At 59.9% G+C, this 20,906-nt stretch carries 34 protein-coding genes; 33 read left to right on the top strand and 1 reads right to left on the bottom strand.

The window, feature by feature from the left end:
* From Q363_RS16865 to Q363_RS16705, 33 genes are all read left to right on the top strand, one after another.
* The coding region (locus tag Q363_RS16865; protein ID WP_035351184.1) for an EF-Tu C-terminal domain-related protein at positions 1-720 on the top strand (720 nt) is incomplete at its 5' end.
* 69 nt (positions 721-789) lie between these two features.
* Positions 790-1,107, top strand: a complete 318-nt coding sequence (rpsJ, locus tag Q363_RS16860; protein ID WP_013581294.1) for a 30S ribosomal protein S10 — start codon at positions 790-792, stop codon at positions 1,105-1,107.
* Positions 1,108-1,198: 91 nt separating this feature from the next.
* Complete coding sequence (gene rplC, locus Q363_RS16855) at positions 1,199-1,930, top strand: 50S ribosomal protein L3 (protein ID WP_035352326.1); 732 nt, start codon at positions 1,199-1,201, stop codon at positions 1,928-1,930.
* Positions 1,931-2,042: 112 nt separating this feature from the next.
* Complete coding sequence (gene rplD / locus Q363_RS16850) at positions 2,043-2,714, top strand: 50S ribosomal protein L4 (protein ID WP_035352324.1); 672 nt, start codon at positions 2,043-2,045, stop codon at positions 2,712-2,714.
* The gene (locus Q363_RS16845) at positions 2,714-3,007 is read left to right on the top strand and encodes a 50S ribosomal protein L23 (RefSeq protein WP_035352323.1); all 294 of its coding nucleotides are present in this window, start codon (positions 2,714-2,716) and stop codon (positions 3,005-3,007) included. The genes rplD and Q363_RS16845 overlap by 1 nt, the downstream gene beginning before the upstream one ends.
* 102 nt (positions 3,008-3,109) lie before the next feature.
* Positions 3,110-3,934 carry a 50S ribosomal protein L2 gene (gene rplB, locus Q363_RS16840; RefSeq protein ID WP_035352322.1) on the top strand — a complete coding sequence of 275 codons (825 nt, stop codon included), beginning with the start codon at positions 3,110-3,112 and terminating at the stop codon, positions 3,932-3,934.
* An 18-nt stretch (positions 3,935-3,952) separates the two neighbouring features.
* Positions 3,953-4,237, top strand: coding sequence for a 30S ribosomal protein S19 (rpsS, locus tag Q363_RS16835; RefSeq protein ID WP_035352320.1), 285 nt, complete (start codon positions 3,953-3,955; stop codon positions 4,235-4,237).
* 42 nt (positions 4,238-4,279) lie between these two features.
* On the top strand, positions 4,280-4,792 hold the full coding sequence (rplV, locus tag Q363_RS16830) for a 50S ribosomal protein L22 (protein ID WP_035352318.1): 513 nt from the start codon (positions 4,280-4,282) through the stop codon (positions 4,790-4,792).
* A 91-nt stretch (positions 4,793-4,883) separates the two neighbouring features.
* The gene (gene rpsC / locus Q363_RS16825) at positions 4,884-5,558 is read left to right on the top strand and encodes a 30S ribosomal protein S3 (protein WP_035352317.1); all 675 of its coding nucleotides are present in this window, start codon (positions 4,884-4,886) and stop codon (positions 5,556-5,558) included.
* A 71-nt stretch (positions 5,559-5,629) separates the two neighbouring features.
* A complete protein-coding gene (rplP, locus tag Q363_RS16820) occupies positions 5,630-6,064 on the top strand; it encodes a 50S ribosomal protein L16 (RefSeq protein ID WP_035352316.1) in 435 nt (144 codons plus the stop codon).
* 24 nt (positions 6,065-6,088) lie between these two features.
* Entirely contained in the window at positions 6,089-6,346 is a 258-nt protein-coding gene (gene rpmC / locus Q363_RS16815) for a 50S ribosomal protein L29 (RefSeq protein WP_035352315.1), read from the top strand.
* A gap of 3 nt (positions 6,347-6,349) precedes the next feature.
* Entirely contained in the window at positions 6,350-6,682 is a 333-nt protein-coding gene (gene rpsQ / locus Q363_RS16810; protein WP_051978888.1) for a 30S ribosomal protein S17, read from the top strand.
* 84 nt (positions 6,683-6,766) lie between these two features.
* Entirely contained in the window at positions 6,767-7,138 is a 372-nt protein-coding gene (gene rplN, locus Q363_RS16805; RefSeq protein WP_035352314.1) for a 50S ribosomal protein L14, read from the top strand.
* A gap of 78 nt (positions 7,139-7,216) precedes the next feature.
* Positions 7,217-7,552 carry a 50S ribosomal protein L24 gene (gene rplX / locus Q363_RS16800; protein ID WP_035352313.1) on the top strand — a complete coding sequence of 112 codons (336 nt, stop codon included), beginning with the start codon at positions 7,217-7,219 and terminating at the stop codon, positions 7,550-7,552.
* An 88-nt stretch (positions 7,553-7,640) separates the two neighbouring features.
* Positions 7,641-8,189 (top strand): 50S ribosomal protein L5, encoded by a 549-nt coding sequence (gene rplE, locus Q363_RS16795; RefSeq protein ID WP_035352346.1) that lies wholly within the window; start codon positions 7,641-7,643, stop codon positions 8,187-8,189.
* Positions 8,190-8,241: 52 nt separating this feature from the next.
* Positions 8,242-8,427: a type Z 30S ribosomal protein S14 gene (locus Q363_RS16790; protein ID WP_035352312.1), complete on the top strand. Its 186-nt coding sequence runs from the start codon at positions 8,242-8,244 to the stop codon at positions 8,425-8,427.
* Positions 8,428-8,613: 186 nt separating this feature from the next.
* Positions 8,614-9,012 (top strand): 30S ribosomal protein S8, encoded by a 399-nt coding sequence (gene rpsH, locus Q363_RS16785; RefSeq protein WP_035352310.1) that lies wholly within the window; start codon positions 8,614-8,616, stop codon positions 9,010-9,012.
* A 131-nt stretch (positions 9,013-9,143) separates the two neighbouring features.
* Complete coding sequence (rplF, locus tag Q363_RS16780) at positions 9,144-9,683, top strand: 50S ribosomal protein L6 (protein WP_035352309.1); 540 nt, start codon at positions 9,144-9,146, stop codon at positions 9,681-9,683.
* A 161-nt stretch (positions 9,684-9,844) separates the two neighbouring features.
* Positions 9,845-10,210: a 50S ribosomal protein L18 gene (rplR, locus tag Q363_RS16775; RefSeq protein ID WP_084080442.1), complete on the top strand. Its 366-nt coding sequence runs from the start codon at positions 9,845-9,847 to the stop codon at positions 10,208-10,210.
* 58 nt (positions 10,211-10,268) lie between these two features.
* Positions 10,269-10,775, top strand: coding sequence for a 30S ribosomal protein S5 (gene rpsE, locus Q363_RS16770; RefSeq protein WP_035352305.1), 507 nt, complete (start codon positions 10,269-10,271; stop codon positions 10,773-10,775).
* 15 nt (positions 10,776-10,790) lie between these two features.
* The gene (gene rpmD / locus Q363_RS16765; protein WP_035352303.1) at positions 10,791-10,979 is read left to right on the top strand and encodes a 50S ribosomal protein L30; all 189 of its coding nucleotides are present in this window, start codon (positions 10,791-10,793) and stop codon (positions 10,977-10,979) included.
* Positions 10,980-11,075: 96 nt separating this feature from the next.
* A complete protein-coding gene (rplO, locus tag Q363_RS16760) occupies positions 11,076-11,537 on the top strand; it encodes a 50S ribosomal protein L15 (protein WP_035352301.1) in 462 nt (153 codons plus the stop codon).
* 100 nt (positions 11,538-11,637) lie between these two features.
* The gene (gene secY, locus Q363_RS16755; protein WP_035352299.1) at positions 11,638-13,050 is read left to right on the top strand and encodes a preprotein translocase subunit SecY; all 1,413 of its coding nucleotides are present in this window, start codon (positions 11,638-11,640) and stop codon (positions 13,048-13,050) included.
* Between the two features lie 13 nt (positions 13,051-13,063).
* Entirely contained in the window at positions 13,064-13,801 is a 738-nt protein-coding gene (locus Q363_RS16750) for an adenylate kinase (RefSeq protein WP_051978887.1), read from the top strand.
* Positions 13,802-13,806: 5 nt separating this feature from the next.
* Positions 13,807-14,556 carry a type I methionyl aminopeptidase gene (gene map / locus Q363_RS16745; RefSeq protein WP_035352295.1) on the top strand — a complete coding sequence of 250 codons (750 nt, stop codon included), beginning with the start codon at positions 13,807-13,809 and terminating at the stop codon, positions 14,554-14,556.
* A 205-nt stretch (positions 14,557-14,761) separates the two neighbouring features.
* Complete coding sequence (gene infA / locus Q363_RS16740) at positions 14,762-14,980, top strand: translation initiation factor IF-1 (protein WP_035352293.1); 219 nt, start codon at positions 14,762-14,764, stop codon at positions 14,978-14,980.
* 112 nt (positions 14,981-15,092) lie between these two features.
* Entirely contained in the window at positions 15,093-15,206 is a 114-nt protein-coding gene (gene rpmJ / locus Q363_RS16735; RefSeq protein ID WP_013581269.1) for a 50S ribosomal protein L36, read from the top strand.
* Positions 15,207-15,356: 150 nt separating this feature from the next.
* On the top strand, positions 15,357-15,737 hold the full coding sequence (rpsM, locus tag Q363_RS16730) for a 30S ribosomal protein S13 (protein ID WP_026387042.1): 381 nt from the start codon (positions 15,357-15,359) through the stop codon (positions 15,735-15,737).
* Positions 15,738-15,740: 3 nt separating this feature from the next.
* Positions 15,741-16,163 carry a 30S ribosomal protein S11 gene (gene rpsK, locus Q363_RS16725; RefSeq protein ID WP_035352288.1) on the top strand — a complete coding sequence of 141 codons (423 nt, stop codon included), beginning with the start codon at positions 15,741-15,743 and terminating at the stop codon, positions 16,161-16,163.
* Positions 16,164-16,309: 146 nt separating this feature from the next.
* The gene (rpsD, locus tag Q363_RS16720; RefSeq protein WP_035352286.1) at positions 16,310-16,942 is read left to right on the top strand and encodes a 30S ribosomal protein S4; all 633 of its coding nucleotides are present in this window, start codon (positions 16,310-16,312) and stop codon (positions 16,940-16,942) included.
* Between the two features lie 147 nt (positions 16,943-17,089).
* Positions 17,090-18,184, top strand: a complete 1,095-nt coding sequence (locus Q363_RS16715) for a DNA-directed RNA polymerase subunit alpha (protein WP_035352284.1) — start codon at positions 17,090-17,092, stop codon at positions 18,182-18,184.
* Between the two features lie 107 nt (positions 18,185-18,291).
* On the top strand, positions 18,292-18,768 hold the full coding sequence (rplQ, locus tag Q363_RS16710; RefSeq protein WP_035352283.1) for a 50S ribosomal protein L17: 477 nt from the start codon (positions 18,292-18,294) through the stop codon (positions 18,766-18,768).
* Between the two features lie 117 nt (positions 18,769-18,885).
* On the top strand, positions 18,886-19,179 hold the full coding sequence (locus Q363_RS16705) for an ArsR/SmtB family transcription factor (RefSeq protein WP_035352281.1): 294 nt from the start codon (positions 18,886-18,888) through the stop codon (positions 19,177-19,179).
* A gap of 18 nt (positions 19,180-19,197) precedes the next feature.
* On the opposite strand, the gene Q363_RS16700 is transcribed toward Q363_RS16705, so the two are convergent.
* On the bottom strand, positions 19,198-20,646 hold the full coding sequence (locus Q363_RS16700; protein ID WP_084080441.1) for a sensor domain-containing diguanylate cyclase: 1,449 nt from the start codon (positions 20,644-20,646) through the stop codon (positions 19,198-19,200).
* Positions 20,647-20,906 lie beyond the last annotated feature (260 nt).

Raw genomic sequence — 20,906 nt, 5'->3', positions numbered from 1 at the left:
GAGCTTCTGTCGAAGTACGACTTCCCGGGCGACGACGTTCCCGTGGTCCGCGGTTCGGCGCTGGGCGCTCTGAACGGCGAGGCGCAGTGGGAGGCCAAGATCGACGAGCTGATGGACGCTGTCGACAAGAACGTTCCGCAGCCGGACCGCATGGTCGACCTTCCGTTCCTGATGCCGATCGAAGACATCTTCTCGATCTCGGGCCGCGGCACCGTAGTCACCGGCCGTATCGAGCGCGGCAAGGTGAAGGTTGGCGAGGAAGCCGAGATCGTGGGCTTCCGCGAGACGCGCAAGACCGTGGTGACGGGCGTCGAGATGTTCAAGAAGCAGCTGGACGAGGGTCTGGCGGGCGACAACGCCGGTCTTCTGCTTCGCGGCATTGCGAAGGAGGACGTGGAGCGCGGCATGGTTCTGGCCAAGACCGGCTCGATCACCCCGCACACGCAGTTCAAGGGCGAGGTCTACGTTCTGTCGAAGGAAGAGGGCGGGCGTCACACACCGTTCTTCAATGGCTACCGTCCGCAGTTCTACTTCCGCACGACGGACGTGACGGGCTCGGCGAAGCTTCCTGAGGGCACCGAGATGGTGATGCCGGGCGACAACATCGCGCTGGAGATCACGCTGCACACCCCGGTGGCCATGGAGAAGGGCCTGCGCTTCGCCATCCGCGAGGGCGGCAGGACCGTCGGCGCCGGAACCATCTCCGAGATTATCAAGTAACGAAAGCGCCGCCTGCTTCGGCGGGCGGCGACTCAACCAGTTCTTTGCGTACAGAAAAGAGAGAAAACAATGGCAGGACAGAGAATCAGGATTCGCTTAAAGGCCTATGACTACCGTGTGCTCGACACCTCCACCGGCGAGATCGTCGAGACGGCGAAGCGCACAGGAGCGCAGGTTGCAGGGCCCATTCCGCTGCCGACGATGAAGAATAAGTACTGCGTTCTGCGTTCGCCCCACGTCGACAAGAAGTCGCGTGAAGCTTTCGAGATTCGCACGCATAAGCGCCTGATCGACATTCTCGAGCCTACGCAGCAAACGGTGGACGCGCTGATGAAGCTGGATCTTCCGGCGGGCGTCGACGTCGAGATCAAGACGGTTCAGAAGTAATCAGTCTTGAGCGTTTAGTTTTCAGAATTTCGGCAGTATCAAACCGGCAGTGCTGAGCGCAGAGCCAGCATGATGAGGAAAGGAAAAGAAGATGTCCGTATCAGGAATTCTCGGTAAGAAGATTGGCATGACCCAGATGTTCGATGAGAAGGGTGATGTCCACCCGGTCACCGTGCTCAAGGCCGGCCCGTGCGTGATCACGCAGCTCAAGACAATGGCGAAGGATGGCTATGACGCCGCGCAGATCGGCTATGTCGACTTCATCAAGGCATCAAAGGTGAACAAGGCCATGACCGGCCACTTCGCCAAGTCAAACGTTCCCCCGGTTCGCGTTTTGAAGGAGGTCTCTGTTGAGGCTCCCGCCGTCGGTAAAGAATCGAACGGTGTGAAGGCTGGTGACCGCGTCCTGGTCGATATCTTCTCTGAAGAGAAGTTCGTTGATGTGATTGGAACCTCGAAGGGCCGTGGCTTCGCCGGCGTCATCCGCCGTCATGCGTTTGGCGGTGGTCCCAAGTCGCATGGCCACATGTTCCAAGTGCAGGGCTCGATCGGTGCATCGTCGTTCCCCTCGCGTGTCTTCCCTGGTCAACGTATGCCCGGCCACATGGGACATGAGCAGGTGACGGTCCGCAACCTTCGCATCCGCGGAATTGACCTCGACGAGAATCTGCTGATGGTCGAGGGAGCTGTTCCCGGACCGCGCGACGGATACGTTCTGATCTCGAAGGCTAAGGCTCCGCCACGCGAACGTCGTGGCTTCGCCGGTGCAACCACACTCGATCCGCTGAAGGCTTCGAAGAAGGCTGCGCCGAAGAAGAAATAGTAGCAGCATGAACCAGTAGCAGACTCTGCTCGGGGAACCGACCGGTCAAAGCAGACGAACAAAGTCAGGGCGTGCCGCATCGATGGCCGCACAGAAAGAGAACTGAAGGACGATGGCTAACATCAACGTAGTGAATCTCGGAGGAACGAAGGTCGGCGAGTTTGAACTTGCTGATGCAGTCTTCTCCGGTGAGGTCAACGATGCGCTTCTGTGGGAGGCGGTAAAGCACTACCGCGCTGCGCTGCGCCAGGGAACGGCTGCTACCAAGAATCGTAAGCTCGTCTCCGGCGCCGGCAAGAAGCTGTGGAAGCAGAAGGGAACCGGTCGCGCCCGCGTTGGCTCCATCCGCACACCGCTCTGGCGTGGTGGCGGTACGGTCCATGGACCTCAGCCCCGCAGCTACGAGTACTCGTTTCCTCAGAAGAAGCTGATGGGCGCGCTGCGGTCTGCTATCACGGCAAAGATCGCTGAGGGCAAAATTACGGTCGTCGATTCGTTCTCAGTTCCCGAGGCCAAGACCAAGCTCTTCCGTCAGGCTTTGAACAAGCTCGAGGCGGGCAAGACAACTCTTCTGGTCGAGACCAGCAAGAAGCTCGACGAGAAGCTCTATCTCGGCTCGCGCAATCTGGCAGGCGTTGAACTCGTGCTCAGCTCCGAGGTCCATCCCTACGATCTGCTCCGTTATGAGCACGCCGTCTTCTCCAAGGACGCCATCGAGGCCCTGCAGGAGACGCTGAAGAAGTACGTTTCGAAGCGTAAGGCTTCGCAGAAGGAGGTTGCGTAATGCCCACCCTGTATACCGTCATTCGCCGGCCCCTGATCACCGAAAAGGGAATGGGCGTAAAGGAAACGCAGAACACGCTGGTCTTCGAGGTCGCTGAGAGGGCGACCAAGACTGAGGTCAAGCAGGCTGTAGAGACTCTCTTCAAGGTTAAAGTCTCGGGTGTCCGCACCGCGACCGTTGAAGGCAAGGAGCGGCGCCGCGGTAAGTTCGCCGGCTACCGTCCCGACTGGAAGAAGGCTTACGTTCGCCTGAAAGACGGCGAGAAGATGCCAGAGTATCTCGACAGCCTGTAAGCGTGCTGACTACCAGCTGGTTCCAAAAGTAAGGATCAGCTTGACCAGAGTTTGAAGTTTCGAAGACTAGCTCGGAAGCAAAGGCTAGGAGCAAAGAAGACGATGCCGATCAAATCATTTCGACCGATTACACCATCCCGGCGTTTTATTACGACGCTTGTGAACGATGAACTGACGACGGACAAGCCGCACAAGCCGCTGCTAGCCGTCAAGCAGCGTACGGGAGGCCGTAACTCTACTGGAGCGCTCTCGGTGCGTCACCAGGGTGGCGGGCACAAGAAGAAGCTGCGCCTGATTGACTTCAAGCGCGACAAGTACGGGATCCCGGCCACGGTTGCGACCATCGAGTACGATCCGAACCGTAGCTCGCGTATCGCGCTGGTCAGCTACGCAGACGGAGAGAAGCGTTACATCCTGCAGCCGGTTGGGCTCAAGGTCGGTCAGTCGATCATGAGCGGCCCTGACGCTGACATCCTGGTAGGCAATGCTCTTCCGTTGAAGAACATTCCCGCTGGTACGACGGTGCATAACATCGAGCTCCGCCCTGGAAAGGGTGCTCAGATGGCGCGCTCGGCAGGATCTTCCGCTCAGCTTGTCGCCAAGGAAGGCGATTATGCCCTGCTGAAACTACCCTCCGGTGAGACTCGCAAGGTGCTCGTTGAGTGCATGGCGACCGTCGGCCAGGTCGGCAACACCGATCACGAGAACGTGACGATCGGAAAGGCGGGACGCAACCGCTGGAAGGGCATCCGTCCGGCCAACCGCGGCGTCTCGATGAACCCGGTCGACCACCCGCACGGCGGTGGTGAGGGCAAGACCTCTGGCGGACGTCACCCGGTGACGCCGTGGGGCCAGCCGACTCGCGGATACAAGACGCGCAACAACAAGCGGACCGATGTGTTCATCGTCAACCGCCGCAGCAAGTAAAGAATTCGGAGCTAAGAGATGGCACGTTCTACGAAAAAAGGTCCCTTTATTGACGACCACCTCATGACGAAGATCAACGTCATGAACCAGACGAACGACAAGAAGGTCCTTCGTACCTGGTCGCGCCGTTCGACCATCCACCCGGACTTTGTTGGGCACACTATCGCGGTGCACAACGGCCGCAAGTTCATCCCGGTTTACGTGACGGAGAACATGGTGGGCCACAAGCTCGGCGAGTTTGCAGCGACGCGTACCTTCAAGGGCCACTCCGCGAAGACTGAGACCGCGACGAAGGCCAAGTAACAGCAAGCAGAATTTCCGTTTTTAGCTTTCAAGGAAGAAGTCATGGCTAAGGTAGCAGAGAAAACAAGAGAGTTCCGCGCGGAGGCGAAGTTCCAGCGCACCAGCCCGCAGAAGGCGAAGCTCGTCCTGGATCTGATCAAAGGGCTCCGTGTGGAGCAGGCGATCAATACGGTCCACTTCAACAACAAGCGCATCGCCCCAGTGGTCGAGAAGGTTCTGCGCTCCGCGATCCAGAACGCGAACTACCTGTCGCAGGAGCAGGGCTTGGACGTCGACGTCGACAACCTCTATGTCAAGTCCGCCGTTGCCAACGAAGGTCCGCGCATGAAGCGCATCCGCCCCGCTCCAATGGGCCGTGCGTTCCGTTACCAGCGCCGCCTCGCCCACATCGTCGTGACCGTGGCTGAGAAGAACAAGCCCGGCGTTGCCGCGACAGTTGACGAGTCGGCAGCGGCTGCGGCAGTGAAGAAGACTGCCAAAAAGACCGCGGCGAAGAAGGCCCCGGCCAAGAAGGCTGCAGCAAAGAAGACAGCGACCAAGAAAGCCGCCAAGTAAGGGAGTTTTAGGGTCTGCTTAGGTTAAAATAGAGGTTTTGTACCACCGCCCGCCGGCTCAACCGGTCAGGAGCGCAGAGTAAAGGGAAGCTATGGGACAGAAAGTCCATCCGTATGGGTTTCGCCTCGGCGTGAACAAGCCGTGGAAGTCGCGCTGGTTCGTCGAGCGCGGCTATGACAAGCTGCTGGTCGAGGACGTCAAGTTGAAGGCCGAGTTGCGGGACAAGCTCAAGGCCGCCGGCGTCAGCTCGGTTGAGGTGGAGCGTCCCGGTAACAAGCTGCGCCTGATCATCCGCACCGCGCGTCCGGGAATCATCATCGGCCGCAAGGGCGCCGAGATTGACAAGCTCAAGGCCGACATCCAGAAGCGCACCAACCGCGAGGTGTTTGTCGACATCCTTGAGGTTAACAAGCCCGAGCTAGACGCTCAGCTGGTCGCCGAGAATATTGCGCTGCAGCTTGAGAAACGCGTCAGCTTCCGCCGCGCGATGCGCAAGTCGGTTGACTCGGCGCTGCGCTTCGGCTGCAAGGGAATCAAGGTGCGCGTCTCGGGCCGTCTGAACGGCAACGAGATCGCGCGCTCGGAGTGGTACCTCCAGGGTCGCCTGCCGCTGCACACGCTGCGCGCCGACATCGACTACGGCTTTGCCGAGGCGAAGACGACCTACGGTGTCATCGGCGTCAAGACCTGGATCTACCGCGGCGATATCTACGAGCAGAAGAAGCGTCGCGAGCAGGGAACGGCCGCCGGCGTCTTTACGTCGTAAACGAAGTTTTGAATTTCAGCTAGGTCTGGCGAAAGGCTAGAAGCTAGCAGCTAAAGCCAGGGGTTTTCGTTATGTTGATGCCTAAGAAGGTGAAGTATCGTAAGCAGCAGCGCGGCCGTATGACCGGCAAGGCGTGGCGCGGCTCCGATCTCTCGTTCGGCGACTACGGCTTGAAGGTCATGGAGTGCGGCTATATTACTGACCGCCAGATCGAGGCCAGCCGTATCGCGATGACGCGTTTCATTAAGCGCGGTGGCAAGGTGTGGCTGCGCCTGTTCCCGGATAAGCCGATTACCAAGAAGCCGGCCGAGACCCGTATGGGTAAGGGCAAGGGCGCTCCCGATCACTGGGTCTGCGTCGTTCGCCCGGGCAGGATCCTGTTCGAGATGGAAGGCGTTAATCCGGAGATAGCGAAGGAAGCAATGCGTCTCGCCGCTCACAAGCTCCCGCTCAAGACTAGCTTCGTTCAGCGTCATGACGTCCAGACCACGGTCGCCAGCAAGTAAAGATTCGGTTTGAAGGAATAGACAATGGAACTCGAAAAGATTCGTAACCTCAGTGACGAAGAGCTCAAGAGCGAGCAGACCAAGGATGCCGAGCAGCTGTTCCGCATTCGCTTTCAGAAGAGCCTCGGCAACAACGAGGGCATCAAGAAGCTGCGGACGCTGAAGCTGGATATCGCCCGCATCAAGACCGTCGCCCGCGAGCGCGAACTGGCTGTGAGCGCCAAGCCCGCCGTTGCCGCAGCTCCCGCAAAGAGCACTCGCAAGAAAGCAAAGAAGGACTAAGCCATGGCAGAGACCACAAACAAGACCGAAGCCGCCGAGCAGACCGCCTCCCGCCGTAACGAGAAGGTGGGCCTGGTCGTCTCGACCAAGATGCAGAAGACCATCGTCGTCGAGATCGAGATGCGCAAGGCGCACCCTAAGTACAAGCGCGTTATCAAGTCGAACAAGAAGTTCTACGCGCACGACGAACAGAACTCTGCCCGCGTCGGCGATGTGGTTCGCATCCGCGAGGCTCGGCCGCTGTCAAAGCTGAAGCGCTGGTCGCTCGAGGAGATCGTTCGCCGCAGCTCGCTCGCGCAGCTTGCCGACGACGCTGCTCCGGCCGAAGGGAAGTAATTCTGGGCGGCTAGCGTCGCTGAAGATCTGAGATTCAAGCCCGGGGACGAGTGAAGCCCCGGCCCTAGCACCAGGAGACGAACGATGTCAGTACAGATGAGAACTATCCTTGACGTGGCCGACAACTCCGGCGCGCGCAAGCTGCAGGTGATCCTGCCCCTCGGTGGCGGTCTCGGCAAGAAGGCCGGCCTGGGTGACGTCGTCACTGCGGCGGTCAAAGAGGCCTCGCCGGACGGAACCGTCAAGAAGGGCAAGGTCGTAAAGGCTGTCATTGTGCGTACCCGCAAGGAGTATCGCCGCAAGGACGGAACCTATATTCGCTTCGACCAGAATGCCGCCGTCGTCATCAACGATGCGATGGAGCCGGTCGGAACCCGCGTCTTCGGTCCTGTGGCCCGCGAGCTTCGTGAGAAGAAGTTCCTCAAGATCGTCTCGCTCGCACCCGAGGTCATCTAGTTTTCACGCCGCGCTGTTTGCGGCGACATAAAGCGGATTCCGGCTCCGACAGATCGCCGAGGGTAGGAGAGGTAATTTATGGCAGGCATCAAGATTAAGCGCAACGATACGGTCGAAGTCATCGCAGGCAAGGACAAGGGCAAGCGCGGCCGCGTTCTTCGTGTTATCGCTGACAAGAACCGCGTCCTGGTCGAGCACGTAATGATCGTCAAGAAGCACGTGAAGCCGAACCCGCAGCGCAACATCAAGGGTGGCATCGCCGAGCAGGAATCGCCGATTCACATCTCGAACCTGATGCTGGTCGATGGCGAGGGCAACAAGACCCGCATCGGTTCGCGACTCGATGGCGACAAGAAGGTTCGTTTCTCGAAGGCAAGCGGCAACGCGATCGCCGAGAAGAAGTCGAAGAAGTAGTCTTGCAGTAAGAAATTCAAAGGTTCACCCCACGAATCGGTAGACGGCCAAGGCCAACCCGGGAACCGTGGAGAAAGCGAAGAAGAAGATGGCAACGCGATTCAAAGAGAAGTACGAAAAAGAGATCAAGCCGGCGCTCGCCAAAGAGCTCAGCATCGAGAACGTGATGGCGATCCCGAAGCTTGAGAAGATCGTCGTCAACATGGGCCTGGGCGAAGCGACCCAGAACGTCAAGATCATGGACCCACTGGTCGCCGATCTTGCCGCTATCACCGGTCAGAAGCCTGTGACGACCAAGGCGAAGAAGTCGATCGCGGCCTTCAAGGTACGTGAAGGGATGCCCATCGGCGCGATGGTCACCCTGCGAGGCGACGCGATGTACGAGTTCCTGGACCGCCTGATCTCGATCGCTCTCCCGCGTGTCCGCGACTTCCGCGGCGTCTCGTCAAAGAGCTTCGACGGCCGCGGTAACTACACGCTTGGCCTGCGTGACCAGCTCATCTTCGCTGAGATCGACTATGCGAAGGTCGACAAGATCAAGGGCATGAACGTCACCATCGTGACGACGGCCAAGGACGACAATGGCGCCCGTGCTCTTCTCCGTGCCTTCGGGATGCCCTTCCGCCAGGGAGCCTAACTACGGTCCTCGAGACCACAACAGGTTTGAGTAAGGATAGAGAGTAAAGACTATGGCAACGACAGCAAAGCGCGTCAAAGACGCAAAGAAGCCGAAGTTCAAGTCCCGCCAGCACAACCGCTGCCAGCTCTGCGGTCGCCCCCGGGCCTTCCTGCGTAAGTTCGGCGTCTGCCGTCTCTGCTTCCGCTCGCTCGCTTTAAAGGGAGAGATTCCGGGCGTCGTGAAGTCGAGCTGGTAAAAGCTGATAGAATAGAAGCACTAACCTGCGTGTGGGGAGTTTGCTCATACGCCCGCTCCAGAGACCTCATTCAAGCCAAGGCTTAGGGTGCAGACGTCTGGAACGTAAACCAAGTAAGCAACAACACATTCCCGCTGGTTCTCGCAGGTTCCTGCTGGCGAGCGAACGGGGGATGAAGGAGAATGAATGAACCTCACCGATCCAGTCGCAGACTTTCTGACCCGCATCCGTAACTCCATCCGGGCTCGTCATCAGAAGCTTGACGTTCCTGCTTCCAAGCTCAAGGCCGAGATCGCCCGCATCCTCAAGGACGAGGGTTACATCGTCAACTACAAGGCGACTGAGGAGAACGGTCAGAAGATTCTGCGCGTGTACCTGAAGTACGGCACTAACAACGAGGCTGCGATCCGCGATCTCCAGCGTGTTTCGCGCCCCGGCTGCCGCGTTTACGTGGGCCGCGACGAGATTCGGCGTGTTCAGGGCGGTCTTGGTATCTCGATTATGACCACCCCGAAGGGCGTCATGACCGGTCGCCAGGCGCGCCGCGAAGGCGTTGGCGGCGAGATTCTCTGCGAAGTCTGGTAGTCGCAGGCTTTCGATTTTGAAGCTTTGCATTTGAAGTAACCGGCAGCCCCGCTGCCGTGGGCTGCAGTGGAACAAAGATCCGGCGACACGCCATCCTTTGCGACTCGCAAGCCACTTGAAGGGATTTCACTATGTCTCGTATTGGCAAGAAGCCGATTCCTGTGCCCGCGGGCGTCAAGTACACGGTCAACGGCAACACCGTCCTGGTCGAAGGTCCCAAAGGCAAGGTCACCACGCTGCTTCCGGCCGGCATCTCGCTGGTCCAGAAAGATGGCGCCATCGTCGCCGAGCGAGAGAACGACAAGCAGGCGGCCTTCCACGGCCTCGCCCGTGCGCTTGTCTTCAACGCCGTTCAGGGCGTCACGACCGGCTGGACCAAGGAACTCGACATCGTTGGTATCGGATACCGCGTTGAGATGAAGGGCAAGGGAGTCGTGGTCTTTACCCTCGGCTACTCGCACCCCATCGAGTTTCCGCTGCCCACCGGCATCGAGGTCGCGATCGACCCCAAGCAGACGCACCTCACCATCTCCGGCATCGACCGGCAGAAGGTGGGTCAGGTTGCTGCCGATATGCGCGCACTCCGCAAGCCCGATCCGTACAAGAACAAGGGCGTGCGCTACACCGGCGAGAAGTTAAAGAAGAAGGTTGGCAAGACGGGCGCTAAGTAAGGCCCGGGTGTAAGCCGCAAGTTAGGTACCGGAGGCTGGGCCAGAAACAACCCAGAAGGTCGAGGAAGCTCTGAACCCCGCCTCCGGTCCCTGTTCCCGATTGGAAGTACACAACCGAACGTCGTCAGATGCTGGCGACGCTGTTAGGAAGGAAACGAACTATGATCACTCCTCGTAAACGCGACGTCATTCGCAAGCGCGTCCATACGCGCATTCGCGAGAAGCTCGCCGGCACCGCAGAACGTCCGCGTCTGAACGTCTACCGTTCGCTCGACCACATCTACACGCAGCTAATCGATGACACCAGCGGCGTTACCCTCGCCTCTGCCTCCACGCTTACCAAGAAGGGTGAAGCGAAGAAGACTGGTGGCAATGTTGCCGCAGCCGTTGAAGTTGGCAAGCTCATCGCCGAGCGCGCCCAGGAGAAGGGCATCAAGAAGGTAGTCTTCGACCGCGGTGGTTACCTGTATCACGGCCGCATCAAGGCGCTGGCCGACGCTGCCCGTGAAGCCGGGCTGGAGTTCTAGGTTCTCGAGTTCTGAAAGGCTCCCTTAGGCGGGCAGCCAGAAAGCTGGATAAGACACTATGGCAACAAAAAAGAAGATCGACGCGAACCGGCTCAACCTGAAGGACCAGGTCGTCAGCATCAACCGCGTCACCAAGGTCGTCAAGGGTGGCAAGAACATGTCCTTCGCTGCGCTGGTCGTCATCGGCGATCCCGCCGAGGGCGTCGTGGGTTATGGCTCCGGCAAGGCCAAGGAGGTTCCGCAGGCCATCCGGAAGGGCATTGAGGCCGCCAAGAAGAACCTCTTCAAGGTGAACCTCACCGATACCTCCATTCCGCACCAGGTGCTCGGCCACTACGGCGCCGGCCAGGTCATGCTGAAGCCCGCCCCGGAAGGTACCGGCGTCATCGCCGGAGGAACGGTTCGTGCCGTGATGACCTCGGCTGGCGTGCAGAATGTCCTGACCAAGTCCATCGGCACCAAGAACCCGCACAACGTCATCAAGGCCACCTTCGATGCTCTCGCCCAGCTTCGCAACAAGGCCGAGGTCGCAGCGCTGCGCGGCAAAGCTGAAGAAGAACTGTAAGAGGAGCTCCTAGTCATGGCCGAAACCAAAGCCACCATCAAGCTGCAGTACTTCCGCTCGAAGATCGCCACACCCGAGAAGCACAAGCTCGTCGTCAAGGGCCTCGGCTTCACGCGGCTGAATCAGATCGTTGAACGCGAGGACACCCCGTCCATCCGCGGCATGGTCGCGAAGGTCCCCCACCTCGTCCGTATAGTCGAGTAAGGATCTGACAGCAGTAAGTATCAATCGATCTGTCCTTGGAACGGCAGACCCAAATGCGAGTCGGGAGCAGGCTTCCGGCGTTATAGCGAGGAACAAATGGCAATCCGCAATCTCTCCAATCTGAAGGCCCCTGCAAAGGCCAATAGCAACAAGAAGCGTGTCGGCCGCGGTATGGGCTCGGGCATGGGTAAGACCTCTACCCGCGGTCACAAGGGCCAGGGTTCGCGCTCCGGTTCGTCGCTCATGCGCGGCTTTGAAGGCGGCCAGATGCCGCTGCACCGCCGCCTCCCCAAGCGCGGCTTTACCAATATCTTCCGCACCGAGTACACCGTGCTCGGCTTGGACCGTATCGCCGAGATCAATGCCGCATCGAACGAGACCGAATTCACCCTCGACAGGATCGTGGCTCTCGGTCTTCTGCGCAAGAAGAATGGCCTGATCAAGGTTCTCAATAACGGGGAGATCAAGGTCGCCGTCACCGTGCACGCACACAAGTTCTCGAAGACTGCCCAGGAGGCGATCGAGAAGGCCGGCGGCAAGGCAATCCTCATCGGATAACCTCCGGGAGGATGTAGAATCCAGGCAGGCGGGGGAGATCGCTCCCTCGCATCGCCGTTTCACCCAGAACGACCGTTCCACCCCGAGGTCCCGCTCTCCGATGTTCGAGAAAATCGCAAACATCTTCCGTATCCCAGACCTCCGCAAGCGCGTCCTGTTCACGCTTGGTCTGCTGGCCGTCTACCGCCTTGGATCCCATATTCCCACCCCCGGCATCAACGGACAGATGCTCGCCGAGTTCTTCAATCAGAACTCCGGCTCCGCGCTTGGCCTCGTCGACCTGTTCTCCGGCGGTAACCTGCGCAAGCTGACGATCTTCGCACTCGGCATCATGCCGTACATCACGGCATCGATCATCTTCCAGCTGCTCACCGTCATCTATGAGCCGCTGGCGAAGCTCCAGAAGGAAGGCGAGCTTGGCCGCCGCAAGATCACCCAGTGGACCCGCTACGTGACGGTCTTGCTCGGCATCGTGCAGTCCTTCACTATCGCATTGACCCTGACCAACACCTCAACCGGCTCGTCGATGGTTACTATCTCGCGTGCCGCCTTCATACCGCTCTGCGTACTCACCCTCACAGCCGGCACCGCCTTCATCATGTGGCTGGGCGAGCAGATCACCGAGCGCGGCGTCGGCAACGGCATGTCGCTGCTTATCTTCACCGGCATCGTGGTCGGCCTGCCCAAAGGCATCGCCGAGCTCTACGACAAGGTGCAGACCAACGCATGGGGAGCCTTTACTCCTGTCGCGGTAGCCATCCTCGTCGCGGGCATGATCGCCGTGGTCGCGTTCATCGTATACGTCGAGCGTTCCGAGCGCCGCATCCCGGTGCAGTACGCCAAGCGCATCGTTGGCCGTCGCATGATGGGCGGTCAATCGACCTTCCTGCCGCTCAAGGTCAACTCCGGCGGCGTGATGCCGGTCATCTTCGCCAGCTCCATCCTGTCGGCTCCGTTGCTCTTTGCCGGCATGAGCTTCTTTGGCAGCGCTCCCCTACGCGATACTGCTTTCTTTGGCCCGATCATTCGCAATCTCGCGCCCAGTGAGCCTTGGTACGAGATCCTCTACATGGCGGCGATCATCTTCTTCGCCTACTTCTATATCTCCATCGTCTTCCGGCCCGACGACATCGCAGACAACATGCGCAAGTACGGCGGCTTCATCCCCGGCATTCGTCCCGGCAGGCGCACGGCAGACTTCATCAACGACGTGCTGACCCGCATCACCCTGGTCGGCGCGATCTACCTCATCATCATCTCGATCATCCCGCAGCTGATTATCAGCGGCATTCACTTCAATCACATCCCGCTCATCGGCCCCATCTTCGACAAGCTGCCGACATGGATGACCAACGGCCTTGGCGTCACCTTCTACTTCGGTGGCACCTCGCTGCTGATCGTCGTCGGCGTCGCGATGGACACCGTACAGCAGATCGAATCGCAACTCATCATGCGCCACTACGACGGCTTCACTCCCAAGAGCGGCCGTATCCGCGGGCGCAAGAGCTGGTAGGAAAGTGGCAACGTTGACATCGGAATCCGCAGCACATACACCGGCCTTGGCAGACGACTTTCTGCCCGGGCCGGTCCTTCTTCTGGGAGCTCCCGGCGTCGGCAAGGGAACCCAGGCCCAGAGCCTGATGGCCGACTACCGCATCCCGCAGATATCCACCGGGGACATTCTCCGCGACAACATCGCTCGTGGAACGGAGCTCGGCAAGGCAGCAAAAGGTCTGATGGACCAGGGCCAGCTCGTTCCCGACGAGATCGTCAACGACATGGTCGGGGCACGGCTCACCCAGCCCGATGTCGAGCATGGATACATCCTCGACGGCTATCCTCGCACCCTCGGCCAAGCGGAGTGGCTCGACGCCCACCTCTCCTCAACAGCCGTGGAGCGTCCGGGTGGTGAAGTCCTTCCCCTCGTCGCCATCAACATCCGGGTCGATGAGCAGGAGCTCCTCCGCCGCATCACCGGCCGCCGCATCTGCCCGGTTTGCAAGCATATCTACAACATCTATTCGAAGCCACCCAAGCGCGAAGGTGTCTGCGACTTCGATGGCAGCCAGCTTCAGCATCGCTCCGACGATACCGAAGCTGCCTTTACCGAGCGCATGAAGGCCTACAACTCCCTGACCGCTCCGGTGATCGAGCATTACTGCCGGCAGGGCCGGTTCCGTGACGTTGATGGCGACCAGCCGGTCGAGCAGGTTACTGCTGCAATCGAGTCGGCCCTCAAAGAGCTCCGCCAGGCGGGAGCATAGGTGCGATGGCGATCATGATCAAAACCCCTCAGGAGATCGAAAAGATGCGGGTCTCCGGGATTGCCCTTCGCAAGGTCCACAACGCGATCGCGCCTCACGTCAAGGCCGGCGCCTCGACGATGGACCTCGAGGAGATCGCTGTCGCGAAGATCGCCGAGCTCGGCGCCAAGGCTGCCTTCAAGGGCTACCACGGCTTTCCCTCTGCTCTCTGCACCTCGATCAACGACGAGGTCGTCCACGGCATGCCGAACGCGAAACGCATCCTGAAGGACGGAGACATTCTTTCGATCGACTGTGGGGTGATCATCGACGGCTTTTACTCCGATGCTGCCGTCACCTACGCGATCGGCACGCCCACGCCGCAGACTAAGAAGCTCCTCGACGTGACCAAAGCCTCCCTTGAGGCGGCCATCGAGCAGTGCCAGGTCGGCGGGAGGCTCTTCGACATCTCCGCCAGCGTCCAGGAGATGTGCGAGGCCGAGGGCTTCGGGGTCGTCCGTGAGTTCGTCGGCCATGGCATCGGGCGCAGCATGCACGAGGATCCGCAGGTTCCTAACTTCGGCACCCGAGGCAAGGGTCCACGTCTCAAGCCCGGAATGGTTTTGGCGATCGAGCCGATGATTAACGCCGGAAAGCCGGAGGTAAAGGTTCTGAAGGACGGCTGGACTGCCGTTACGGTGGACGGCAGCTACAGCGCGCATTTTGAGCACACGGTGGCCATTACCAAGGACGGCCCTCTCGTTTTGACTCTGTAGAGGCTCCATGCCGGCAGAAATTCACTTCTGGGTAGGAGAAACGGCCTAAATTGGGGTATCATAAGAGATGCTGCGTGCTGAACGTGCGCACGCCAATGATTCCAGTCACTCCTGGAGTGGCCGGACTGGGGTTGCGGGGCCAAGGCATCCAGTACAGGTTTGCGGAGACAAAGGGAGTAACCCGAAGATCTCCGAAGGAGAGCGTTTGTCGAAGGAAGATGCAATTGAGGTAATGGCAACGGTCGTCGAGACCCTGCCCAACGCGATGTTCAAGGTCGAGCTTGAGAACAAGCACCAGGCCTTGGCACACGTCTCTGGACGTATGCGCAAAAATTTCATCCGCATCCTCCCCGGCGACCGTGTCGCGATTGAGCTCAGCCCGTACGATCTCAACCGCGGTCGTATCGTCTACCGCTACAAGTAGGCGAATAGCAGCTTCCAGCTCTTAAGCTTTTAGCTGGAACAATCAGAACCAGGCAATCACGCTCGTAGCGATGGCTTCCAGCTAAAAGCTAACGGCTGTTTTAGGAGAAGTAATGAAGGTCCGTGCGTCAGTAAAGAAGATCTGCGACAAGTGCAAGGTGATCCACCGCCGCGGCGTCGTTCGCGTTATCTGCGAGAACGCCAAGCACAAGCAGCGTCAGGGATAAGCAACCTGGAAGCGGCAACGCTTCCTTCAATCCGGCCCCGCTGGGCTAGTTCGCCGAAGTCAAGGCGTGCGATGAACCCCGCGGACACCAGCCGCAAACATCAGCCCCGCTCCGTGGCGAAGCCTCCGGAGCCCAACGACAAGGACCCCAATGGCACGTATTGCTGGAGTCGACGTACCCAATAACAAGCAGGTACGCATCGGACTCACCTACATCTTCGGCATCGGCGACTCACGCGCTGCGAAGATCCTGGCCAAGGCGGATGTCGATCCGTTTGCCAAGATCGCAACGCTCGACGAGGATCAGCTGAACCGCATCCGTCACGTCATCGAGCAGGAAGGCCAGATCGAAGGCGACCTCCGCAAGGATGTCTCGCTCAACATCAAGCGCCTGATCGAAATCCAGTCCTACCGTGGTCTCCGCCACCGCCGCTCGCTTCCTGTTCGCGGCCAGCGCACCCACACTAACGCTCGTACCCGCAAAGGTCCTCGCAAGGGAACAGTCGCCGGTAAGAAGAAAGCGACGAAGTAAGCCATGGCGAAGACACAGCAGAAGGCTGCCGGCGCCAAGGCCGGTAAGGGCAAGAAGTTCAAGAAGCGCGAGCGGAAGAACGTTCCGTTTGGTCTGGTGTTCATCCAGGCTTCCTTCAACAACACCATCGTCACCATCACCGACCAGACGGGCAACACGCTCAGCTGGAAGAGCTCCGGCTCGCTCGGCTTCCGCGGCTCCCGCAAGGGAACCCCGTTCGCCGCGCAGCAGGCTGCCGTTGGCGCCGCCAACGCCGCCCGCGAGCATGGTCTCCGTTCGGTCGATGTTCGCGTCTCGGGCCCCGGCTCGGGTCGTGAGTCTGCCATCCGCGCACTCGCCTCGGCCGGCATCGAGGTTCGCTCGATCCGTGACGTCACGCCGATCCCGCATAACGGCTGCCGTCCTCCGAAGCGCCGGCGCGTATAAGAACGAGATGCAGGTTGTCAGTTGCAGGTTGTGATCAAGCAACTGGGCAATTGACAACCTGCAACCTGCAACTAGAAACCGGATCGTGATGAAGCGCAGCCAGCGCGTAAAGCGATCGACACCCGAAGTCAGGAGATAAGAAAGTTATGGCACGTTATACCGGACCCGTCTGCCGCCTCTGCCGCCGCGACGGAACGAAGCTCTTCCTCAAGGGCGCGAAGTGTTTCTCTGAGAAGTGCCCCGTCGAGAAGCGCAACTTCCCCCCAGGCCAGCACGGCCAGTCCAAGAAGCAGAAGAAGGTTGTTGGCTACGGCCTGCAGCTGCGTGAGAAGCAGAAGGCCAAGCGTATCTACTTCACCCTTGAGACCCAGTTCCGCGCCTACTACGAGAAGGCCTCGAACAAGACCGGCGTCACTGGCGAGCTCCTGTTACAGCAGCTTGAGACTCGCCTGGACAACGTCGCCTACCGCCTCGGCTTCGCGCTGAGCCGCCGTCAGGCCCGCCAGCTCGTCCGCCACGGCCACGTACAGGTCAACGGCCGCAAGGTCAACATTCCGTCATTCCAGTGCAAGGTCGGCGACGAGATCGCGATCCGCGAGGGCTCGAAGTCGATCCCGATCCTCGAGACCGCGAAGGACTTCGCCAGCGGTCAGCGCGCCGTCACCTGGCTCGACATCAACCGCGACAACCTCTCCGGCAAGGTTCTCTCCCTGCCGAAGCGCGAGGACGTCAACCTGCCGGTCAACGAGCAGCTGATCGTCGAACTTTACAGCAAGTAATCAGGCTTCGCTGCCGGTCTCTCACGAGGCCGGCAGCAACGTTGCGTTCCGTAAGTCCCGCAACGAACACCACAACCGAATACGCAACCGCATCACCCGCCAGTCCGCAGAGTGCTTCGCGGCTAGGACGGCAAAGGAGAAAACCACATGCTTTGGAGAGGATTCCAGAAGCCCAAGCGTCTCGCAGTCGACAGCGAGTCTCTCACCGAAAAGTACGGCAAGTTCAGCGCGCAGCCCTTTGAGCGCGGCTTCGGCACAACCATCGGCAACGCTCTTCGCCGCACCCTGCTCTCCTCCATCGAGGGAGCGGCCGTCACCGCGGTCCGTATCGAGGGCGTGCTGCACGAGTTCCAGTCCATCGCCGGCGTCGTTGAAGACGCGACCGACATCATCCTCAACCTCAAGCAGATTCCGTTCAAGCTGAACGGCGACGGCCCCAAGGCCCTCTACCTGCGCTCCGACGCAGCCGGCGTCGTCACCTCCGGCTCCATCGAGGCCGACGGCGACGTCGAGATCCTCGACAAGGACGTCTACATCTGCACCGTCTCCGAGGGCGGCAAGATCGACATGGAGATGCGCCTGAAGCGCGGTCGCGGATACATCTCGGCCGACAAGAACTTCGACGCCGACCTCGGCCTCGGCTTCATCCCGGTCGACAGCGTCCACTCGCCCGTCCGCAAGGTCAACTACCTCGTCGAGGCCGCTCGTCTCGGTCAGATCACCGACTACGACAAGCTGACTCTCGAGATCTGGACCAACGGCACCGTCTCGCCTGCTGATGCGCTCGGTCTCTCGGCGAAGCTGCTCAAGGATCACATGACCATCTTCATCAACTTCGAAGAGGAGATGGAGGCTGGCTCCGACGGCGCACACGACGGCCCGGCGATCCGCAACGAGAATCTCAATCGCTCCGTTGAAGAGCTTGAGCTCTCGGTACGCAGCTACAACTGCCTCAAGAACGCGAACATCGCGACCATCGGTGAGCTGATTCAGAAGACCGAGGCCGAGATGCTCAAGACCAAGAACTTCGGTCGCAAGTCCCTGAACGAGATCAAGGAGATCCTCGCGCAGATGGGCCTGTCGCTCGGCATGAAGATCGACGAGAACGGCAACCCGCAGCCCGGACCCACCTCCGTGCTTCCGGCGGCCACTCTCGCCGCCAGCTTCGGCCGCTTCGACGACGAGGATGATGAGGACGAGGACGAAGACCTCCACATCCCCGCTGACTCGGAGACCTTCTAAAAACAGGGAACAGGGAGTAGGGAATAGCAAGTCTCTGCTCCCTCCCTTAAAGACGCAACACCGAAACAATCCGGCTGGGCAGAAGCCCAAGCCGAAGGAGATCAAACATGCGCCATCGTAATGCAGGATTCAAACTAGGACGTAACACCAGCCACCGTCGCGCTACTCTGCGTAACCTCGTCACCTCCATCATTACGATGGACCGCATCGAGACTACCATCACCAAGGCCAAGGCCTCCAAGCCTCTGGTCGAGCGGATGATCACACTCGGCAAGCGCGGCGATGTGCATGCCCGCCGTCAGGCCGCGGCCTACCTGCTCACCAACGAATCGGTCGACCGCCTCTTCGCGGTGGTAGCCCCGCGCTACGGCTCGCGCAATGGCGGCTACACCCGCGTCACTCGCACGGGCGCCCGCAAGGGCGATGCCGCCGAGATGGCCTTCATCGAACTCATCGGCGCCGAGCAGGAGTTGAACGAGAAAGCACAGAAGCGCGCCGAGGCCCGCGCCAAGAAGCGTGAGGAGCTCCAGAAGCAGCTCGAAGAGCAGAACCCGCCGGCCGCCGAGGGTGAAGGCAAGGAGTAAGCCCCACCTCAGTCAGTTGAGCACCGAAAAGGCGCATCCTCATCGGGTGCGCCTTTCCTCTTCCTTTGCAATTGCGACTCACACAGTACTCCGGAATCCAGTAAAGTAAGAATCCTGATGGCTGCCACCAAGAAGATCTCGCTTCCAGACCGCCAGTTTCACCTCATCTCCCGGGCCCTTGCAGACCCGCGTCGTTACGAGATTCTCGAGAAGCTTGGTAGTGCAGGCAACTGCTGCGCCTGCGGTGATATCCGTGACTCTGTTCCCGTCACCGCAGCCACTCTCTCCCATCACATGAAGGAGCTCGAGAACGCAGGGCTGATTGAATCGGAGCGCGCGGGCAAATTCGTCAACTACACCCTGCGCCGCGACGTGCTTGCCGCCTATCTCGATCGCCTGGCAAAGATTTAGCTGCGAGACTCTGAAGCCTCAGCCGCTGTGCACCATCACGCGATTCTTCCCCGCGCGCTTGGCCGCGTATAGAGCCTCATCGGCCAGTTCCACCAGCTGGTATCCGTTCACCAACGACTCGTTCATGGCGGCCATTCCCATGCTGATCGTTACCGGCTCGTTCTCCCACTCTTCTGCGGCCACACGAGCCATTACTCGACGAGCCAGCCCCATCGCGCTCTCTTCACCGCTCTCGGGCAGCAGCACCACAAACTCTTCACCGCCATACCGAGCCGGAAGGTCGGGTAGCCGCACCGTTGTGCGCAGAATCATTCCCAGTCGGCGCAGAACCTCATCTCCCGCAGCATGACCGTAGCGATCGTTGATCAACTTGAAGTTATCGACGTCGATCAGCAGCACTGCGAGCTCACGCTTGCGCCGCCGCGCCATGGAGAACTCCATCACCAGCCGCTCTTCGAAGGCTCTGCGATTGCGTAGGCCGGTCAACTCATCCGTCACGGCCAGCCTTCGAAGCTGATCGTTCGCCTCTTCCAACTCGCGATGGTAGCGCTCGAGCTCTGCCTTATGCGCCACCTCCTCTGAGATGTCCACGGCGACGCCGGCCAGCAGCACATTGCCGGCCGAGTCATGACACGGAAACTTGAAAGACCTCAACGAGCTGATCGTTCCATCGGTTCCGCGAATGTGCTCTTCCGTCTCCACCATCCGGCCGCCGGCCATGACCTCAAGGTCATGCGTCCGGACAGACTTCGAAAGCCTGCGCGACCACAGCTGCTCATCCGTTCGCCCCAGCCAGGCATATTCGCTTACTCCGAATCGCTGTGCAAAGGCCCGGTTGTAGAACAGTAGCCTTCCCGCCGCGTCCTTGATGTAGCTCAGGAAAGGGCTCGCATTCATGAACGCCCGAAAAAGCTCCTCGCTGACCCGAAGTGCGCCCGTCGCCTTCTCCTTGTCGCTCAGCGCCTGTTCGAGAGCTTTGCGCTGCATTCGCAGCTCCAGCCTCGCGCTCACCTGCCTTGCCAGAATTTCCAGCGCCTGTGCCTGCTCCTGGCTCAGAATTCGGGGAGTCATATCGAGCACGCACAGTGTCCCGAGGATGTGTCCGTCTGGAGTCGACAGCACCGTGCCTGCGAAGAAGCGTATCGGCGGATCGGCTGTCACCAGGGGATTGCTTCCGAACCGCGCATCCAGCAGGGAATCTTTTACGACGAAGAGGCCCTCTTGCCGGACCGCGTGCGCGCAGAAGGCCGCCTCGCGCGGTGTATCGCCCAGCTTCAGAGTCTCTGAGGCCCGAAACCATTGCTGGCGCTCATCGAGCAGAGTCACCAATCCAAGAGGCGTCCCACACAGCCCAGCCGAGAGCTGCGTTAGTTCCTCGCACTCCGGCTCGGGATTCGAGTCCAGCAGGTCACGCACCCACAACGCCCACAGTCTCGCGTTTTCGCTTTCCGCTCTTCTTAAGCTCATCGATCACCGTGGGGAGGTACTAGGTAGGATACCCGCACGAAGGTCGTTAGCCATTGGTTTTTAACGGTCGATTCACCACAATCGCCAGCGCCTGCCGCTGTTTTGTGCGGTCTGTGCGCTCCTTCGACTGTTGTCATGCAGGGTTTCTCCCTCCTGCACTATGAGGCATCCTAGGCCTCGGAGCGGTCAATCACCCAAACCTGTCATCGAGGAACCGGAAAAGCCACTATGTTTTCAGCAACATGGCTATCGCCGTGCAA

Origin of the sequence: Edaphobacter aggregans DSM 19364 (genome assembly GCF_000745965.1) — a bacterium.
Taxonomy (GTDB): Bacteria; Acidobacteriota; Terriglobia; order Terriglobales; family Acidobacteriaceae; genus Edaphobacter; species Edaphobacter aggregans.
Note: the sequence above shows the minus strand (reverse complement) of the source record. Positions and strands in the feature narration are given on the sequence as shown.